Annotated in this window: 10 protein-coding genes; 2 read left to right on the top strand and 8 right to left on the bottom strand. The window is 61.2% G+C overall.

The annotated features are described in order from the left end of the window. The first annotated feature begins 34 nt into the window (after positions 1–34). On the top strand, positions 35–1612 hold the full coding sequence (locus tag J4G43_RS17690) for a Do family serine endopeptidase (protein WP_028149896.1): 1578 nt from the start codon (positions 35–37) through the stop codon (positions 1610–1612). A gap of 274 nt (positions 1613–1886) precedes the next feature. Further along, positions 1887–2567: a response regulator transcription factor gene (locus J4G43_RS17695; protein WP_063986547.1), complete on the top strand. Its 681-nt coding sequence runs from the start codon at positions 1887–1889 to the stop codon at positions 2565–2567. Positions 2568–2651: 84 nt separating this feature from the next. Here J4G43_RS17695 and J4G43_RS17700 read toward each other — a convergent pair whose 3' ends face one another. The 8 genes from J4G43_RS17700 to J4G43_RS17735 form a co-directional block, all read right to left on the bottom strand. Then, entirely contained in the window at positions 2652–2990 is a 339-nt protein-coding gene (locus J4G43_RS17700; protein ID WP_408581435.1) for a hypothetical protein, read from the bottom strand. Between the two features lie 8 nt (positions 2991–2998). Then, positions 2999–5536 (bottom strand): arylsulfatase, encoded by a 2538-nt coding sequence (locus J4G43_RS17705; RefSeq protein ID WP_208085778.1) that lies wholly within the window; start codon positions 5534–5536, stop codon positions 2999–3001. A 492-nt stretch (positions 5537–6028) separates the two neighbouring features. After that, on the bottom strand, positions 6029–7189 hold the full coding sequence (locus J4G43_RS17710) for an IS110 family RNA-guided transposase (RefSeq protein WP_018273816.1): 1161 nt from the start codon (positions 7187–7189) through the stop codon (positions 6029–6031). After that, positions 7186–8613 carry an HlyD family type I secretion periplasmic adaptor subunit gene (locus J4G43_RS17715; protein ID WP_208085779.1) on the bottom strand — a complete coding sequence of 476 codons (1428 nt, stop codon included), beginning with the start codon at positions 8611–8613 and terminating at the stop codon, positions 7186–7188. The genes J4G43_RS17710 and J4G43_RS17715 overlap by 4 nt, the downstream gene beginning before the upstream one ends. Beyond that, on the bottom strand, positions 8600–10699 hold the full coding sequence (locus J4G43_RS17720) for a type I secretion system permease/ATPase (RefSeq protein WP_208089344.1): 2100 nt from the start codon (positions 10697–10699) through the stop codon (positions 8600–8602). The genes J4G43_RS17715 and J4G43_RS17720 overlap by 14 nt, the downstream gene beginning before the upstream one ends. Positions 10700–10932: 233 nt before the next feature. Beyond that, positions 10933–12177 (bottom strand): GTP-binding protein, encoded by a 1245-nt coding sequence (locus J4G43_RS17725; protein WP_208089345.1) that lies wholly within the window; start codon positions 12175–12177, stop codon positions 10933–10935. A gap of 1431 nt (positions 12178–13608) precedes the next feature. Next, complete coding sequence (locus J4G43_RS17730; protein ID WP_135216962.1) at positions 13609–13941, bottom strand: H-NS histone family protein; 333 nt, start codon at positions 13939–13941, stop codon at positions 13609–13611. Positions 13942–14276: 335 nt separating this feature from the next. Further along, positions 14277–15620 carry an IS1380-like element ISBdi2 family transposase gene (locus tag J4G43_RS17735; protein ID WP_208084232.1) on the bottom strand — a complete coding sequence of 448 codons (1344 nt, stop codon included), beginning with the start codon at positions 15618–15620 and terminating at the stop codon, positions 14277–14279. Positions 15621–15961: the final 341 nt, after the last annotated feature.

Genomic DNA, 15961 nt, shown 5'->3' on the forward strand with positions numbered 1-15961 from the left:
CACCGAAAGAATTCAAGGCCTTGGAGATTCCTGCATGACCGACCGTCCCGACCTCACGAACCTTCCGTCCTACCGGCCGCCCCGCCGGTCGGTTTTCTCCGCGCGCAGGATCGCGCTGATGGCTTCGGTCGTCGCTGGCCTCGGGATTGCCGTCCACGGCTTTAGCCCGTCGACCTCGCCGAGCGAGCTGTTCTCCAGCCCGGCGCATGCGCAGGTCAACAACGAGGTCCGGAAGGTTGAGCGTCCGGTCGGGTTCGCCGACATCGTCGAGCGCGTGAAACCGTCGGTGATCTCGGTGAAGGTCAACATCAAGGAGAAGACCGCAAGCAACGACGATGGCGACGATTCCTCCTCGCCGTTCCAGCCGGGCTCGCCGATGGAGCGCTTCTTCCGCCGCTTCGGCGGTCCGGATGGTTTCCCGGGCCAGAAGGGTGGCCGCGGCCGCGTCGTGCAGGGCCAGGGCTCCGGCTTCTTCATCTCCGCCGACGGTTTTGCCGTGACCAACAACCACGTGGTCGACGGCGCCGACAAGGTCGAGGTCACGACCGACGACGGCAAGACCTATACCGCCAAGGTGATCGGCACCGACCAGCGCACTGACCTCGCCCTCATCAAGGTCGAGGGCAGCTCGAACTTCCCGTTCGCCAAGCTCGCCGACAGCAAGCCGCGGATCGGCGACTGGGTGCTCGCGGTCGGCAATCCCTTCGGCCTCGGCGGCACCGTGACTGCGGGCATCGTCTCGGCCAGCGGCCGCGACATCGGCAACGGTCCCTATGACGATTTCATCCAGATCGATGCGCCCGTGAACAAGGGCAATTCCGGTGGTCCCGCTTTCGACACCAACGGCGAGGTGATGGGCGTCAATACCGCGATCTACTCGCCCTCCGGCGGCAGCGTCGGTATCGCGTTCTCGATTCCCGCGAGCACCGTGAAGAGCGTGGTGGCGCAGCTCAAGGACAAGGGCTCGGTCAGCCGCGGCTGGATCGGCGTCCAGATCCAGCCGGTGACGTCCGATATCGCCGACAGCCTCGGCATGAAGAAGGCCGAAGGTGCGCTGGTGGCGGAGCCGCAGGCGAACGGTCCGGCGGCGAAGGCCGGCATCGAGTCCGGCGACGTGATCACCTCGGTCAACGGTGAATCCGTCAAGGATGCCCGCGAGCTTGCCCGCACCATCGGCGGCATGGCGCCCGGCGCGACCGTGAAGCTCAACGTGTTGCACAAGGGCCAGGACAAGGTCGTGAACCTCACCCTCGGCCAGCTGCCGAACACGATCGAGGCCAAGGCCGACACCGACAAGGATAGCGGCAAGGGTGCGAGCCGTGGCACCGACGTGCCCAAGCTCGGCATGACCGTCGCGCCCGCCGACTCCGTGGCTGGCGCCGGCAAGGAAGGTGTCGTGGTCACCGAAGTCGATCCGAAGAGCGCCGCGGCCGAACGCGGCTTCAAGGAAGGCGACGTTATTCTCGAAGTCGGCGGCAAGAGCGTGAGCACCGCCGGCGAAGTCCGCGACGCCATCAACACGGCGCGGACCGACAACAAGAACAGCGTCCTGATGCGCGTGAAGAGCGGCGGCCAGTCGCGCTTCGTCGCCGTGCCCATCGCCAAGGGCTAAGCCGTCAGGAGGTCTACGAGATGAGGGGTGTCGCCGGCATCAGTCGCCCCCGCCGCCGACGCCCTTCGGGGGAGCAGCATAAGGCCCGCTCCCCCAGCCTACCTTCCGGTGGAATTACGCCCCCCTCCGTCGGAAGGCCTAGGGCGGTGAGGTCCCCCCAGCTTCACCGCCCGCCTTTTTGCCTACCCAAGTCCCGTTTGCTTGGCTTGCATGCGATTGCCGCTCGCGCCATGTTCAGGAAAGGTTGACCCCCTTGACCGCCGCCGAACGCACGATGCGCCTCCTCATCATCGAAGACGACCGCGAATCCGCCGACTATCTCGTGAAGGCGTTTCGTGAAGTCGGACACATTGCCGACCACGCCGCCGACGGCGAGGAAGGCCTCGCCATGGCCGAGAGCGGCGATTACGACGTGCTGGTGGTCGACCGCATGCTGCCCAAGCGTGACGGCCTGTCGCTGATCGGCGCGTTGCGCGACAAGGGCGACTCGTCGCCGGTGCTGATTCTCTCAGCGCTCGGGCAGGTCGACGACCGCATTAAGGGTCTGCGCGCCGGCGGCGACGACTATCTGCCGAAGCCTTATTCCTTTGCCGAGTTGCTGGCCCGGGTCGAAGTGCTGTCACGGCGCCGCGGCGGTCCGGCCGAGGACACGCTCTACCGCGTCGGCGATCTCGAGCTCGACCGGCTGTCCCATCGCGTCGCCCGCGGCAAGGACGAGCTGACGCTCCAGCCGCGCGAATTCCGCCTGCTCGAATACCTCATGAAGCATGCCGGCCAGGTGGTGACGCGCACCATGCTGCTGGAGAACGTCTGGGACTACCATTTCGATCCGCAGACCAACGTGATCGACGTGCACATTTCGCGGCTGCGCTCCAAGATCGACAAAGGTTTCGAGCGGCCGCTGCTGCATACGATCCGCGGCGCCGGATACATGATCCGGGATGGGATACGTTAAAGCTTTGGATGCTCTTCAATACGCAAGCCACTGAGCCTGAAGAATTTTGAAGCTTCCCCAGAAACGGCGGGGTCGATGAGAAATTCAGCGGTCGCGGCTTTGCGAGCCGCCGCGCATCAAGAGCGTGGTCAGGATGAGATGAAGGACGACTGCCGGCCACAGAAGGACGCCGCTCAATCCACCTGCGAAACCGAGGTAGGCCAAATATAGGGTGATGGCTCCGTTGTAGATCAACATGCCCGGCAGTGGCGGCCGCCCTGGCCAACAGGCGATCCCCAAGGCAATCAGCGCAATGCCGGCGACACGCGCGACCGGCGTTGCGACACCGGAAAGCTGCTCGCCCAGCAACAACTGGCCAACCAGCGACGGCGCGATCAACAGCGCCAATCCCGTTGCAGCTTCGCTGATGGCGGCGAACGCCAATGCGCCTTTCATTTCTTCCCAACGTTCGCGGGTGGCTTTTGAGACTTCGACTCTTCAATGGGATCCGGCTCCGGCGCCGGCATAGGTCCAAGTTCTGCCTTGGCTTGCGCCGGGTCCTTCAACTCAGGTCCGAGCTTGAACGTCAGCTTGTTGATCTTGCCCGTGAACTTGAACGGAGGATCGTAGCGATACTCGAGCATCGCGACCCCGGTGCGGGTGTCCTGGCCGACGTCGAAGGTCTCGTCCTCCGGGAACGTGATGGGCGTACCGTGTTCTATGGATTTCCGGTCTACTTCCTTGGCATCCACTGAAAGTACGCCTGTACCGCCCTTGCCCAATCCGGGCCCATCCGACTTGAAGTCGAAGACGATGGTGTGCTTGCCCGCGCTCAACTCCGGTCCCGACCAGATCGTGCGCTTGAGGTTGAGCAGGTTGTAGAGGAACACGGGCTTACCCCGCCGAAGGCCCGCCACACCCTTGCTTAGAAGTAGCCCGTAGCCGCCGAAACGTCCGCCTTCGGTGACGATCATCCCTTCAGCGCCGCCGTTGGGAATCTCAACCTCGGCGGTGATGGTATAGGACTTGTTGAGGATGCTCGGCGCGGCGCTAGCCGGCACACCGGTCAGTTCGCCCGAATAGGTGAATACCGTCTGCCCGGCCGTCAGGCTTGGGCGCGGCGTATTCCAACGCGCGAGCGTCGTGTTATCGAGCGGCAGCACGTTGTACTTCTTCGCCTCGACATCAAAGACGGCTTGCAGCTCCTTGACCTTCTCCGGCATTTTGGCGGCCAGATCATTGAACTGGGTGGGGTCTTCCTGGACGTTGTAGAGCTCCCACTTGTATCCCGTGATCACATCTGGCGGGGGCGCGTTGCTTAGCTCCCATGGAAGCGTGATCGGCGTCGTGGCCGCAACCCAGCCATCGCGATAGATGGCGCGATTACCGAGCATCTCGAAATATTGGGTCGTGTGCGTCGTCCTGGCATTGGCGTTCGCCTTGTCCCAGGTGTACGCCATACTCACCCCTTCCATGGGGCTCTGTTTGATACCGTCGATCGTGTCAGGTTGCGAAATGCCGGTTGCTTCGAGGATGGTCGGAGCAATATCGATGACGTGATGGAATTGGCGACGGATGCCTCCCACATCGTTGATATGGCCGGGCCAGGACATGGCGACGCCTTGGGCGGTCCCGCCGAAATGCGACGGCACCTGCTTGACCCACTTGAATGGAGTGTCCATCGCCCACGCCCAGGGCGCGGCATAATGCGGGAAAGTCTTGTCCGAGCCCCAGAACGGATACCAGAGGTACTGAGCCTTCACCGGCACCGGGACACCATTGAAGGTCGTGAACTCGTTGGGCGTACCGTTGATCATGCCTTCGGCGCTCGCGCCGTTGTCGCCACCGATGTAGATAATCAACGTGTTGTTGAGCTCTCCCAGGTCTTCGACGGCTTGAATGACGCGGCCGATCTCATGGTCGGTGTAGGCAAGGTAGGCGCCATAGACATCTGCCTGCTTGATGAAGAGCTTCTTCTCCAACTCGCCGATAGAATCCCATTGCGGCAATTCCTTCGGCCATGGCGTCAGCTTGGCGTGGTCGGGCATGATGCCCAACCGCTTCTGGTTGGCGAAGATCGTCTCCCGCAGCTTGTTCCAGCCTTGGTCGAACGGGTGCATGTCGCTGATCTTCTTGATCCAATCCGGCGTCGGATGATGCGGCGCGTGCGTGCCGCCGGGCACGTAATAAACGAAGAACGGCTTGTCGGGCGCGATCTCCTTGAGCTGTTTCACGTGCTGGATGGCTTCGTCGGCCATCGCGGTCGTCAGGTTCCAGCGCGGATTGTCCTGGAATGGATAAATCGCTGTGGTGTTGCGGAACAGATTCGGCTGCCACTGACTGGCATCGCCGCCGACAAAACCATAGAAATACTCGAAGCCCATGCCATTGGGCCATTGATTGAATGGCCCCGCCTGGCTCGATTGATATGAGGGCGTGTTATGGTTCTTGCCGAACCACGAGGTGGCGTACCCGTTCGCCTTCAGGGTGGTGCCGATGGTGCCCTTCTCGATCGGAATGATCGAGTCGTAACCTGGGAATCCCGTCGATATTTCGCCGACGACTCCGAAGCCGACCGAATGATGATTGCGGCCGGTGATGAGCGCCGCCCGCGTCGGTGAGCACAGCGAGGTGGAATGAAAATTGGTGTAGCGCAGGCCCTGCGCAGCGATACGATCCATCGCGGGCGTGGGGACAACGCCGCCGAAGGTGCTCGGCGCTCCGAAACCTTGGTCGTCGGTCATGATGAGCAACACATTGGGCGCGCCCTTCGGCGGTACGACACGCGGTGCCCACCACGCCTTCGACTCCGAGGCTCTCTCGTTGATGACCCCTCCGAATTCTGGAGGCGGCGGCGGAAGCAGCTTGCCGTCAATTGTAGTCGTGGCTGCGGGCGAGCCTGGGGTTCCCGTGACCTGCTGAGCCGACGCGGAGATGCAACCGAGGGCAAGAACACTTGTGGTCGCAAGGGTGCGGCAACGGATTTTCATATTCCGACCTCCCGCAGTCCATTTGGCGGGTTGAGGCTGTCACCGCTAACCGATACCTGCTTGATTTAGGTCAAATGTGCCGGTTGGGCTGGGCCAGAGATCCCGATACCATTCCGCCGGATTCGCCGCCGTCTCACCGCTCCCGCAAACTCTCCTGCCCATACCGGATCAGCGGTGACACCACATAGCTGATGATCTTCCTTATATGATGATTGGTCAAGCCATCGGCTCTCCATTGTTTTGCTCCATTAGTTTGGCCTCCAGTATCCAGGTGAACCCAGGTCTTTCCTCGACCGGTAAACAGCCGGGACAACCTTATATCCGGTCGCTGCGCCAAGCAGCGGCACCACATTCCCGCATTCGATGGGCTGGGCTCAGGAAGGCGCTACCATCCTCATACTCGGCTGTTTAAGCCAAAGAAGACTTCCGGTTCGCCCGCCTGGATCTGCTGAAGCTGATCAGGCTTCAGTAGATGACGATGTGGAGCAGTTTCTACGCATTCTTCAGCTTCGCCCCGTCAATCACGACGCCAACCGTCACATATTTCCACAAAGCAACGAGTAGTTTGCGGGCGAGTGCGACAACGATTTTCTTGCGCTGGGCAGAACCACTCGATGCTGCTCGCTGCCGGAACCAGCGGGTTAGCGCAGAATCAGGCTGATGGCGCAGCCAGAGCCAGGCCAGCTGTATCATCGTGGTGCGTAACCGCGGGTTGCCAGCTTTCGACACTCCTTGATCACGATCAACGGATCCGCTCTGCCACGGTGTTGGTGCTAATCCCGCGTAAGCCGCGATTTGTCGGCGATTGTCAAAGTGCCTGTAAAAGCCTTCCGTCCAGAGCAGAGATGCGAACTCAGGTCCGATACAACGCACGTTCTCGAGCATGGAAATGGCGCTATTTGCCTCTTTCCGTTCGGACGCCAGAAGCTTATCGCGCTCCGCCTCGATCACTTTGATCTGCTCGATCACCAATTCAAGACGGTCAAGTTCTCGCGATATCTGGGCTTTCAAGAAAGGTGCGAGCGGCCGACCATCGCCAGTGCGAAGCTCTTCGAGGCGAGATCGTCGATCGCGATTCAGTGGTCGGTAGCCCGAAATACCTTGTGCGAACAGAAGTCCCTCAATCCGGTTGACGTGCGTCAGTCGCTCGACAACCAGGGCTTTCCTTTCCCGGACGAGCCGACGCCGGTCTTCCTCGTCATGGGATGGAATCCGAACCATCGCACATGTTCGTGGCTCACCCCGTTTGAACGACATAAGTGCGCGGACGAGTGTTTCTCCGTCGATACGATCGGTTTTAGCTCGGCGTGCTTTTCTGGGCACCGCTATCGATGTCGCATCCACCACATGGCTCTCAACACCTTCGTCGGCCAAGACGCGATGGACCCAGAACCCATCAAGGCCTGCCTCCTGGATAACGATCACGGGGAGCCAAGAATCGGTCTTACGGTGCGCCCTGGCGCGGAGCTCGTTGAGCAAGCTGAGCAGCCGTCCGATCTGGCCGGCTGGGAGACCCTTCCGCGCCATCTTGGTATCGATGGCCGGCACGAATGAAGTCACCAGCCAAGTTGACTGGCTCAACTCCACCGAGACGTAAATTGCCTTGGCTACATCCATCCGGGTTTCCGCTGCTTGCTGAGACATCACTTTCATCTGTACTCGCTCCCCATGATTACGACTTGCCCAGCCTTTCGCCGGCCGGCGCCGACGTCAATCATGGGACTCGTACCGGTCTTGATCTCGACGGTTACGGCCATGCCAGGGGCGAGGTTGACGGTGCGGCCGTCGATGTCCATTTGCGAGCGGTCGAGCGAGACGCGGGCAGAGTAAACCAGCTCCTGGCCCTTGGGTTCGCTGGATGATGTGTCGGTGCCGGCCGGCGTGTCGCCGGGCTTTTCCGGCGGTTTCTGGCGGACGATGGCGTCCTGGGAGACGCTGAGCACCTTGCCCTGACGCAGGCCGTAGCGGGTGAAGCTGAAGGTGTCGACCTTGATCGCGGCTTCCTCGCCGGGCTGGACGAAGCCGATGTCCTTGTTCGAGATCATCGCTTCGATCTCGAGGCCGCCGCTGGTGGGCACCACGACCATCAGCGTCTGCGCGGGGGTCACCACGCCGCCGACCGAATGCACCGCGAGCTGCTGGACGATGCCGTCCTCCTGCGCGGCGAGGCGGAGCAGGCTGGTGCGCTGCTCGGCCTTGACGATATCCTGGCGCAGCCCGCCGGCCTTCTGCTCGGCTTTCGCGAGCTCGTCGAACAGGCCGCGCTGATATTCGGCCTCGGTACGCCGCAGCGTCTCCTCGATGCCGCCGACGGCGGCATCGGCCTCGGTATAATGGCTCTTCTGGACCAGCAGCTCCTGCTGTTGCGCCACCAGGTCCTGTGTTTCCGTAAGGTATTGCAGTTTCGAGCCGAACTCGCGGTCGACGAGATATTTTCGCACGTCGACGCGCTGCTGCATGATGGGAATGAGCGCGCTGATCTTGCCGATCGTGGCCTCGGTGGTCGAGCGCTCCGCTTTCTTCTGCGTGCCCTGCCATTCGAGCGAGGTGATCTTGGACGCCTGCTCGGCGGCCTGCGAGGCCAGGAAACGCTTTGCGGTGCGGATCTGATCGGAGGTCGCGCGCGCGGGCGCGATGAATTTGGCGGGATCACCGCCGGCAAGTGCGGCGTGCAGACGTGCGATGTCGAGCTCGCTCGCCAGCAGATCGCTCTGGAGATGGCCGAGCTCGGCCTGACTCATGGTGGGATCGAGCTCGATCAGGAGGTCGCCGGCCTTGACGCGCTGACCGTCCTGCACGTGGATGGCGCGCACGACAGCGGTCTCGAACGGCTGGATCACCTTGGTGCGGCCGTCGGGGACGATCTTGCCGGTCGCGGTCGCGATGATGTCGACCGTGCCGATGCTGGCCCACACCAGCGCGATCAGAAACACCGCCGAGATCGACGCGGAGATGGCGCGGCCGATCGGTGAGGGCGGGGTCTCGACGATCTCGAGCGCCGCGGGGAGGAACGCCAGCTCGTCGCGCGTCCGCGTCGGGCTGCGCAGCGAGGCCATCATCGCCTTAGCCGACTTCATGGATGCCTGCCTGGACACGATGCAGCGTGGCGTAGCGGCCGCCGCTGCGGATCAGCTGGTCGTGCGAACCGTCCTCGACGATACGGCCACGCTCCACGGTGATGATGCGGTCCGCGGTGCGCACGGTCGACAGACGGTGGGCGATGATCAGAACGGTACGGCCCGCCGTGATCTCGCGCATGTTGTGCTGGATGATGCGCTCGCTTTCATAGTCGAGCGCGCTCGTTGCTTCGTCGAAGATGAGAACGCGAGGATTGGTCGTCAGCGCGCGTGCGATCGCGATACGCTGGCGCTGGCCGCCGGACAGCGTGCTGCCGCGCTCGCCGATGACGGTGTCGTAGCCATCCTGGAGTTCGAGGATGAAATCGTGTGCGCCGGCGAGCTTTGCCGCGGCCACGACGCGCTCCATCGGCAACGCGGGGTCGGCCAGCGCAATGTTGTCGCGCACCGAGCGGTTGAACAGCATGTTCTCCTGGAGCACGACCCCGACCTGCCGGCGCAGCCAGGTCGGGTCGACCGCCGCAAGGTCATTGCCGTCGACCAGCACGCGGCCGCTCTCGGGGAGATAAAGCCGCTGGATCAGTTTTCCGAGCGTGCTCTTGCCGGAGCCGGAGGTGCCGACGATGCCGACGATCTGGCCGGCCGGAATCTTCAGGGTGATGTCGTTCAGGATCTGCGGTCCGTCGACGCGGTAGCGGAAGCCGACATGCTCGAAGGTGATGTCGCCACGGATGGCAGGCAACGCCGCGCGACCCGGGCGATGGGTCGGCTCGGGCACGGTGTTGAGGATGTCGCCGAGCCGCTCGACCGACAGCCGCGCCTGGTGGAAATCCTGCCAGAGCTGGGCGAGCCGCAGCACCGGTGCGGTGACCCGTCCCGACAGCATGTTGAAGGCGACGAGCTCGCCGACCGTGAGGTTACCGTCGATGACCAGCTTGGCGCCGAAATAGAGCAGGATCGCCATGTTGATCTTGCTGACGAACTGAACGGCCTGGCTTGCAACATTGCCGAGATTGACCACGCGAAAGCTCGAGGCGACGTAGCCGGCAAGCTGCTCTTCCCAGCGCTTCTGCATCTGCGGCTCGACCGCCATCGCCTTCAAGGTCTCGACGCCGGTGACGCTCTCGACAAGGAACGACTGGTTCTCCGCGCCGCGCTTGAACTTCTCGTCGAGACGGTAGCGGAACAGCGGCGTGGCGCCGGCCGAGATGACGATGTAGAGCGGGAACGACGCCAGCACGATCGCGGTCAGCAGCGGCGAGTAGAACGCCATCAGGCCGAGGAAGACGAAGGTGAAGAAAAGGTCGATCACCAGCGTCAGCGCCGAGCCGGTGATGAAGTTGCGCAGGTTCTCCAGCTCGCGCACCCGCGCGACCGTGTCGCCGACCCGCCGCGCCTGGAAATAGGACAGCGGCAGCGCCAGCAGATGGTGGAACAGCCGCGCGCCGAGCTCGACGTCGATGCGGTTTGTCGTGTGCGAGAACAGATAGGTGCGGAGCGCGCCGAGCACGACCTCGAAGATCGAGATCGCGACGATGCCGGCGACCAGCACATCCAGCGTGCCGAGGCTGCGATGCACCAGCACCTTGTCGATCACCACCTGGAAGAACAGCGGCGACACCAGCGCAAAGATCTGGAGGAAGAACGAGGCGAGCAGCACTTCGCCGAGCAGGCCGCGATAGCGGTTGACCGCGCCCATGAACCAGGTGATGTCGAAGCGCCGCGACAGATCGGCGAGGCCGGCGCGCTTGGTCATCAGCACGATGCGGCCGTCCCAGAGCACCTCGAACTGCGCCTTGGTCAGCATCTGCGGTCGCGGCGAGCCCGGATATTGCACGATGGCCTTGCCGTCGCCGGCCTTGCCCAGGATCAGGAAGCCGCCGTCGCGCAAGGGGACGATGGCGGGCAGCGGCGTCTTGTCGAGCCGGTCCCAGCTCGTCTTCACCACGCGCGCCTTGATGTTGAACTGCCTGGTACAGCGCAGCATCTCGGTGGTGCCGATCACGGTGACGCCGAGCTGATGGCGGAGCTGCTCCGGCTCGGCGGGAGCGGTTCCACAGCTAACGGATTGGAAATACGAGTAAATCTAATAAGTGACGGCGGTCGATGATAGCAAGGCGCAGCGCTCAGGGTTTACATGATCCGTGACGGGATCAGATAAGAAGCAGTAATTGTTGAGTTTTTTTGGCGAGCTGTTTTTAGATGGCCAGTTATTTACCTCATCTCCCGGCCATCATGGTGTAGTACAGGACTCTAGTATTATGTACTTGGCTTGCAATTTATCTCCGCTGCCAAAGATGTGATTTGCCGTCACAATCTTCACATGGACCAAAGAGGAAAGGGATCATCGCGATCGCGCCAACTTTCCGGATCGAACCCTTTTTCGCTCGGATCCAGACATGCATCGAGGGAGGTGCGGATTCGGGCTTCATCCATGCCTGAGCCGATGAACACCAACTCTTGAAGGCGATCGCCCCAGGCTTCGTCCCATCGATTCCGGATATGGTCCTGAAGCTCCGGCTCCGCAGGCCATTGCGATCGGGGGATGCTGGCCCACCACAATCCGGCCGGCCCGCATCTGCGCTGAACCCCGGCGACGGAAAGAAGGCCTACCCAGTCGGGACGAGTGGAAAGCCAAAAGCGTCCTTTTGCACGAATGACACCTGCCCAGGGCTGGTCGAGAAACGAGCGAAATCGGACAGGATCGAAGGGGCGCTTCTCGCGGTACACGAAGCTCGATATTCCATAGGAATCCGTCTCAGGTACATGCGCCTGCGGGTTAAGTAGTTCCTTGTGCCATAGGGGATGGCTTGCAGCTTTCGTTGCATCGAAAAGGCCGGTGCCGAGGAGTTTGCTCGGGAAGATTTTGCCGAAATCCGCTTCGATCTGACGAGAGTCAGGATTGATAGCCGCGATGACACCCCGGAGCTTTGCGCGAGCCGGTTCGGCCAGGTCCGAGATCTTGTTGATTACCACGACGTCTGCAAATTCAATCTGCTCGACAATGAGATCGATGAGTGTCCGTTGCCGGTTCGTGCCACGCATTTCGTCGCAATCGTGCGGCAAGCTGCGACTGCCGAGATCGGCGAGTAGTCTGGTCGCATCGACGACGGTGACCATCGTATCCAGTGTCGCGACGTCGGACAGTGAAACGCCGGCCTCGTCGCGAAAGTGAAAGGTCGCTGCGATTGGAAGTGGCTCGGCGATTCCGGTGGCTTCTATAAGTAAATAGTCGAAGCGCTTCTCGGCGGCCAAACGTCTGACTTCCTGGAGAAGATCGTTGCGGAGCGTGCAGCATATGCAACCATTGCTGAGCTCGACGAGCTCCTCGGTCACATGTGAGAGGTTGGCCCCTCCATTGCGGATGAGGCTAGCGTCTATGTTGACCTGACTCATGTCGTTCACGAGGACCGCAATCCGCAAGCCGTCCCGGTTCATTAACAGGTGGTTGAGCACGGTCGTTTTCCCGGCACCGAGAAATCCGCTCAGCACCGTCGCCCGCAGCTTATTTCCGCTCGCCGTCGATCCTGCTGCAGGTTTGCCCGCAAGTTGAGGGTGGAACATGACATCGGCCCAATTATTTGCTGGGTTGAAGGTGTTGGTTGCAATCAATCCACTGCTATCGGTCCCGCAGTCGGTATAGTCCGCGTTGCCGGCCAAGCACGCGCACGCTCAACGGTCCAGTGGTTGTCACGGGAGCGGCGAAGAAGCCGTCGCTTGCCACGCAGGCTGCGCCGGTCCGATAGGACGCAACGTATTTGCATTGGCCCGGCGGCGTTCGTTGACGGTATATGTGAACGTGCGTGAGGTATTGAGAACGAAGCCGCGATAGGCTCCCGCGAGCCCCATTCCGATTGGATCTGTCGCCGCGTCGGAGACTAACGGATGTTGTCGACTTGACTACGCTTTGAGAGATGTCCTGCCGAATCTGTCGTTCGAGAGTGACATCATGCCAGTCGGAAATCGCCTTTAATGAACTCATGATGCTTTGCTCCATGGGAAAGCAAAAATGAATGTAACGAGGAAAATCGGCGAGCCGATGCGAACACCGGCGCTCAGTGGAAATCCCGCTCTCATTTTCCTGACGTCAGCGGCGCGAACGCTGCATCCGTATCTGATCGCAAGGTTGCGTTTCATGGGCGTGTTGAATGGTTGATTTAATATTATTATACCGCGGTGGTCGAGAAGGGATTGCGGCCAAAATAAAAATGCTATTAAATTCGAGCGCGGCTTGATCGACGGCGCATTCGCCGTTCGTACTGCCCGATATTGGTAGCTGGAAGCCAGGCCACGAGCGCGTTTTGACGCAGTGCCGGCTTGGGCCCAGCGATGGAAACTGGATTGAGTTTGCGCTCGAATTATTTGCATTGGTGGCAGGCTTTTCGTTTTTTGTTGTCGAGTTTCGGAAACGGAGCGTCGTTGATGGATACTCACGCCGAATTTGCGTTAATTTGCCCAACCTGCAGTTCCCCGAGTGTCAGTTTCGATTCCACCGAAGGCGCTCCTTCCTCGACGCCCGTTAGATGCGGTCGCTGCAATGCATTCCGCGGAACGCTGGGTCGCCTGCGAATTATTGCCAATACCGGCGATCGAGGCGTGTTTGGATTCCACCGCAATATGGGAGAAGGGGAGCTCATCGGGCGAGGGTGATATCGTCGCCTCGCCAGGCTTTGGCTGTCGCTTGAGAAATTCATCACCCCGGAAGCGTTAGTTTTGTAAAAGTGGGCAGGAGGAAGTAATGACAGGTTCTTGCGAGTCTGGTGGCTCTTCCCTTCGGAGTTCCCTCCACGCAATAAAGCAGGCTCAGGCCCAGCTCTATCTCTTGACCGGCGAAGGGGCGACGCCGACCGTCATCTCTAGCCGCATTCAGCTGTGCGACGTTCTGCTGGGAGAGATAACGGACATTAGCGCCAACCTCGCCAGACACATTGCCCATACGCGTGGAGGCGTAGGATCAGGTTTGCGGCTGCATAATTGACTTCGGCAACGAAGCGGCTAGGCCGATCCCTCGGCTTCCTTGTCGCCGGCACCGATCTGGAACTCCTCGATCTTGTGCCCGGATTGCAGTGCGGCAACCAACCATCGCGGCTGCCTGCCTCTGCCGGACCAGGTTTCGCTTGGTTCCACCGGGTTGAAATATTTCGGCGGCGCCTTCCGATAAGGTCGGCGAGCTCGTGATTCGCTCCGACCGGCAGGGGCAAGCTGGGCCAGTCGCTTCTCCAGTTCCAGCTTCTCAGTCGTGATTTTCTCCGACAGGATCCTGGTAACCTCCTCATGGAGGAGCCAGAGATCGTCGAAGGCCATGGCATCCAAATCGGGCTTGCGCATCGTACTTCTCGTCGTGATTGGTACTTTGGTTGAATGCACTGCAAATATTCTTTGACAAACGACCATTATGTGCAGAATCGGACATTGGCGCCCGTTAAATATATTAAATATTAGATGAGAAATTTTGTCTTGATAAGTGATTATTTCTGGATGAGCTTCGGAAAATTAGCCCGTCCTATTCGTGAGAGTGCGGCTTTTTGGCCCGATTGATGCGGCCGCACATCTTGTCTGACGAGGCGCACAGGATTGCCTTCGGCTTTTCGCCGCCTGACGACCGGTACTTTGCAACGCGCTTGAGGGATGGGTTGGGCGAACGGGGGCGGACGCCCCGCCGGTCAAGGACCGAGCGGCAGCAGCGCGCCGGGCAAGCCGCAGATCAGGTCGGCTTCGGGACATGCCGCGGCAAACGCAAGGCGAATGCGGCTCGTGGTCTCGACGACACGGGCGGCGATTTTCAAGAGCCGAAGACGCAGCGTCGCGAACTCGGCAGCGGCCAATTCCCGGGCTTTGGGAATGGCGTCGCGCACGGTCAGCATCAGCCAATAAGCGGCCGTATGGAGCACGAGACGGACCTGGTTGGCGAGCGCCGAACGGCAGCTGGTGCGATCGGAGGCGAGCTGCGTCTTATGCAGCTTGATCAGATTCTCGGCTTGGCCGCGCGCGCAATACAGGCTGTCGTAGATCCACTCGGCCGAGCCGACATCGAGGCTGGTGACGACGAAGCGGATGTCGAGGCCGAGCATCGTCGCCTCAATACGGGCGACAGTGCGCCGTTCGCGATCCCAGGACTTTGCCTTGTGGCGCGTCTCGGTATAGCCACGCAGAACCGGCAGGTTCTCGATGGCGCGTCGCGTGCGGATGTCGTCGGCGACCTCGTCGACTTTTCTGGCGAGAGGCTTGGTGCCGGACAGACCGAAGATGTAGTCGATGCCGTTGGTCTCGCACCACGCCATGGCCTCCGGCCGGGCATAGTGCCCGTCGCCACGGAACGTAATTTGCGTGTTGTGCCATCGCGTCCGGATATGCCGTACCAGGCGGCGCAGATGGGCACGCACCTCGACGCCGCCCGGCGTCTTGCCGGGCCGCAGCACGACCGCCACGGGCCGGCTCTTCTCCGTGTCGTAGACGTGGATCGGCAGGAAGCAGCGTTCGTCATAATGAGCGTTGAACAGCGAGAGCTGCTGATGGCCGTGGACGACGTCGCAGGTATCATCGATGTCGAGCGTGACGGATGCCGGCTCGCGCGGGTAGCTATCCATCCATGCGTCGACCAAAATGTAGGTCAGCCGGATCACGTCGCGCAGGCGCGGAGCATTCTCCAGCCGCGACAGCGTCGGCTGGGAACACAAATCCCGGCCCGTGTCCGGCAGCCGTCCGCAGGCCAGTTTGAATGCCGGATCGGACCTCAGATGATCGAGGTCGTCGGCGTCCTCGTAGCCGCAGCAGATCGCGAACATGCGAGCGCGGAGCATATCGACCAGGCTGTGCACGACCCGCGTCGGATCGCGCCGATCCGGGAACACCCGGGCCAGATTGTTGGCCAAACCGAGACGCCGCTCGGCCATCGCCAGAAGCATCACGCCCCCGTTCGAGGTTAGGCGCCCACCATCGAAGGCAGCTGTGACTTTCTTGGCGTGAACGGCTGGAAACGAGAAGGGCGGAATCGTATCGTCGGTCATGGCGGGCGTGGCGTTCGCGGTTGGAGGTGATGGGGTTGGCTTCGCAACCGAATCCTACGCCGCATCAGCGCTTTACCCCTCAGGCGCACTCTTACGAATAAGACGGGTTAAGTTGAAGAAAGATTGAGTGACTCCCGATCATTTCTGTGCCGAAACGTGGAGTCGCGGTCGTGCCGCGTCCAAAGAAACCGGCGCGAGCGGCCTATTAGACGCGGTAGGTGATCAGCCTCCGAAACGAGACTATCAAGCATGAAGAGATCGAGCGCGAGGCAGAGGTTTTATTTGTGTTGAATTCTTGCTTCTCGATAGTGGTCTGAAATCGTATCATCGGTCATGGCGGG

Source organism: Bradyrhizobium barranii subsp. barranii, from assembly GCF_017565645.3.
Lineage (GTDB): Bacteria > Pseudomonadota > Alphaproteobacteria > Rhizobiales > Xanthobacteraceae > Bradyrhizobium > Bradyrhizobium barranii.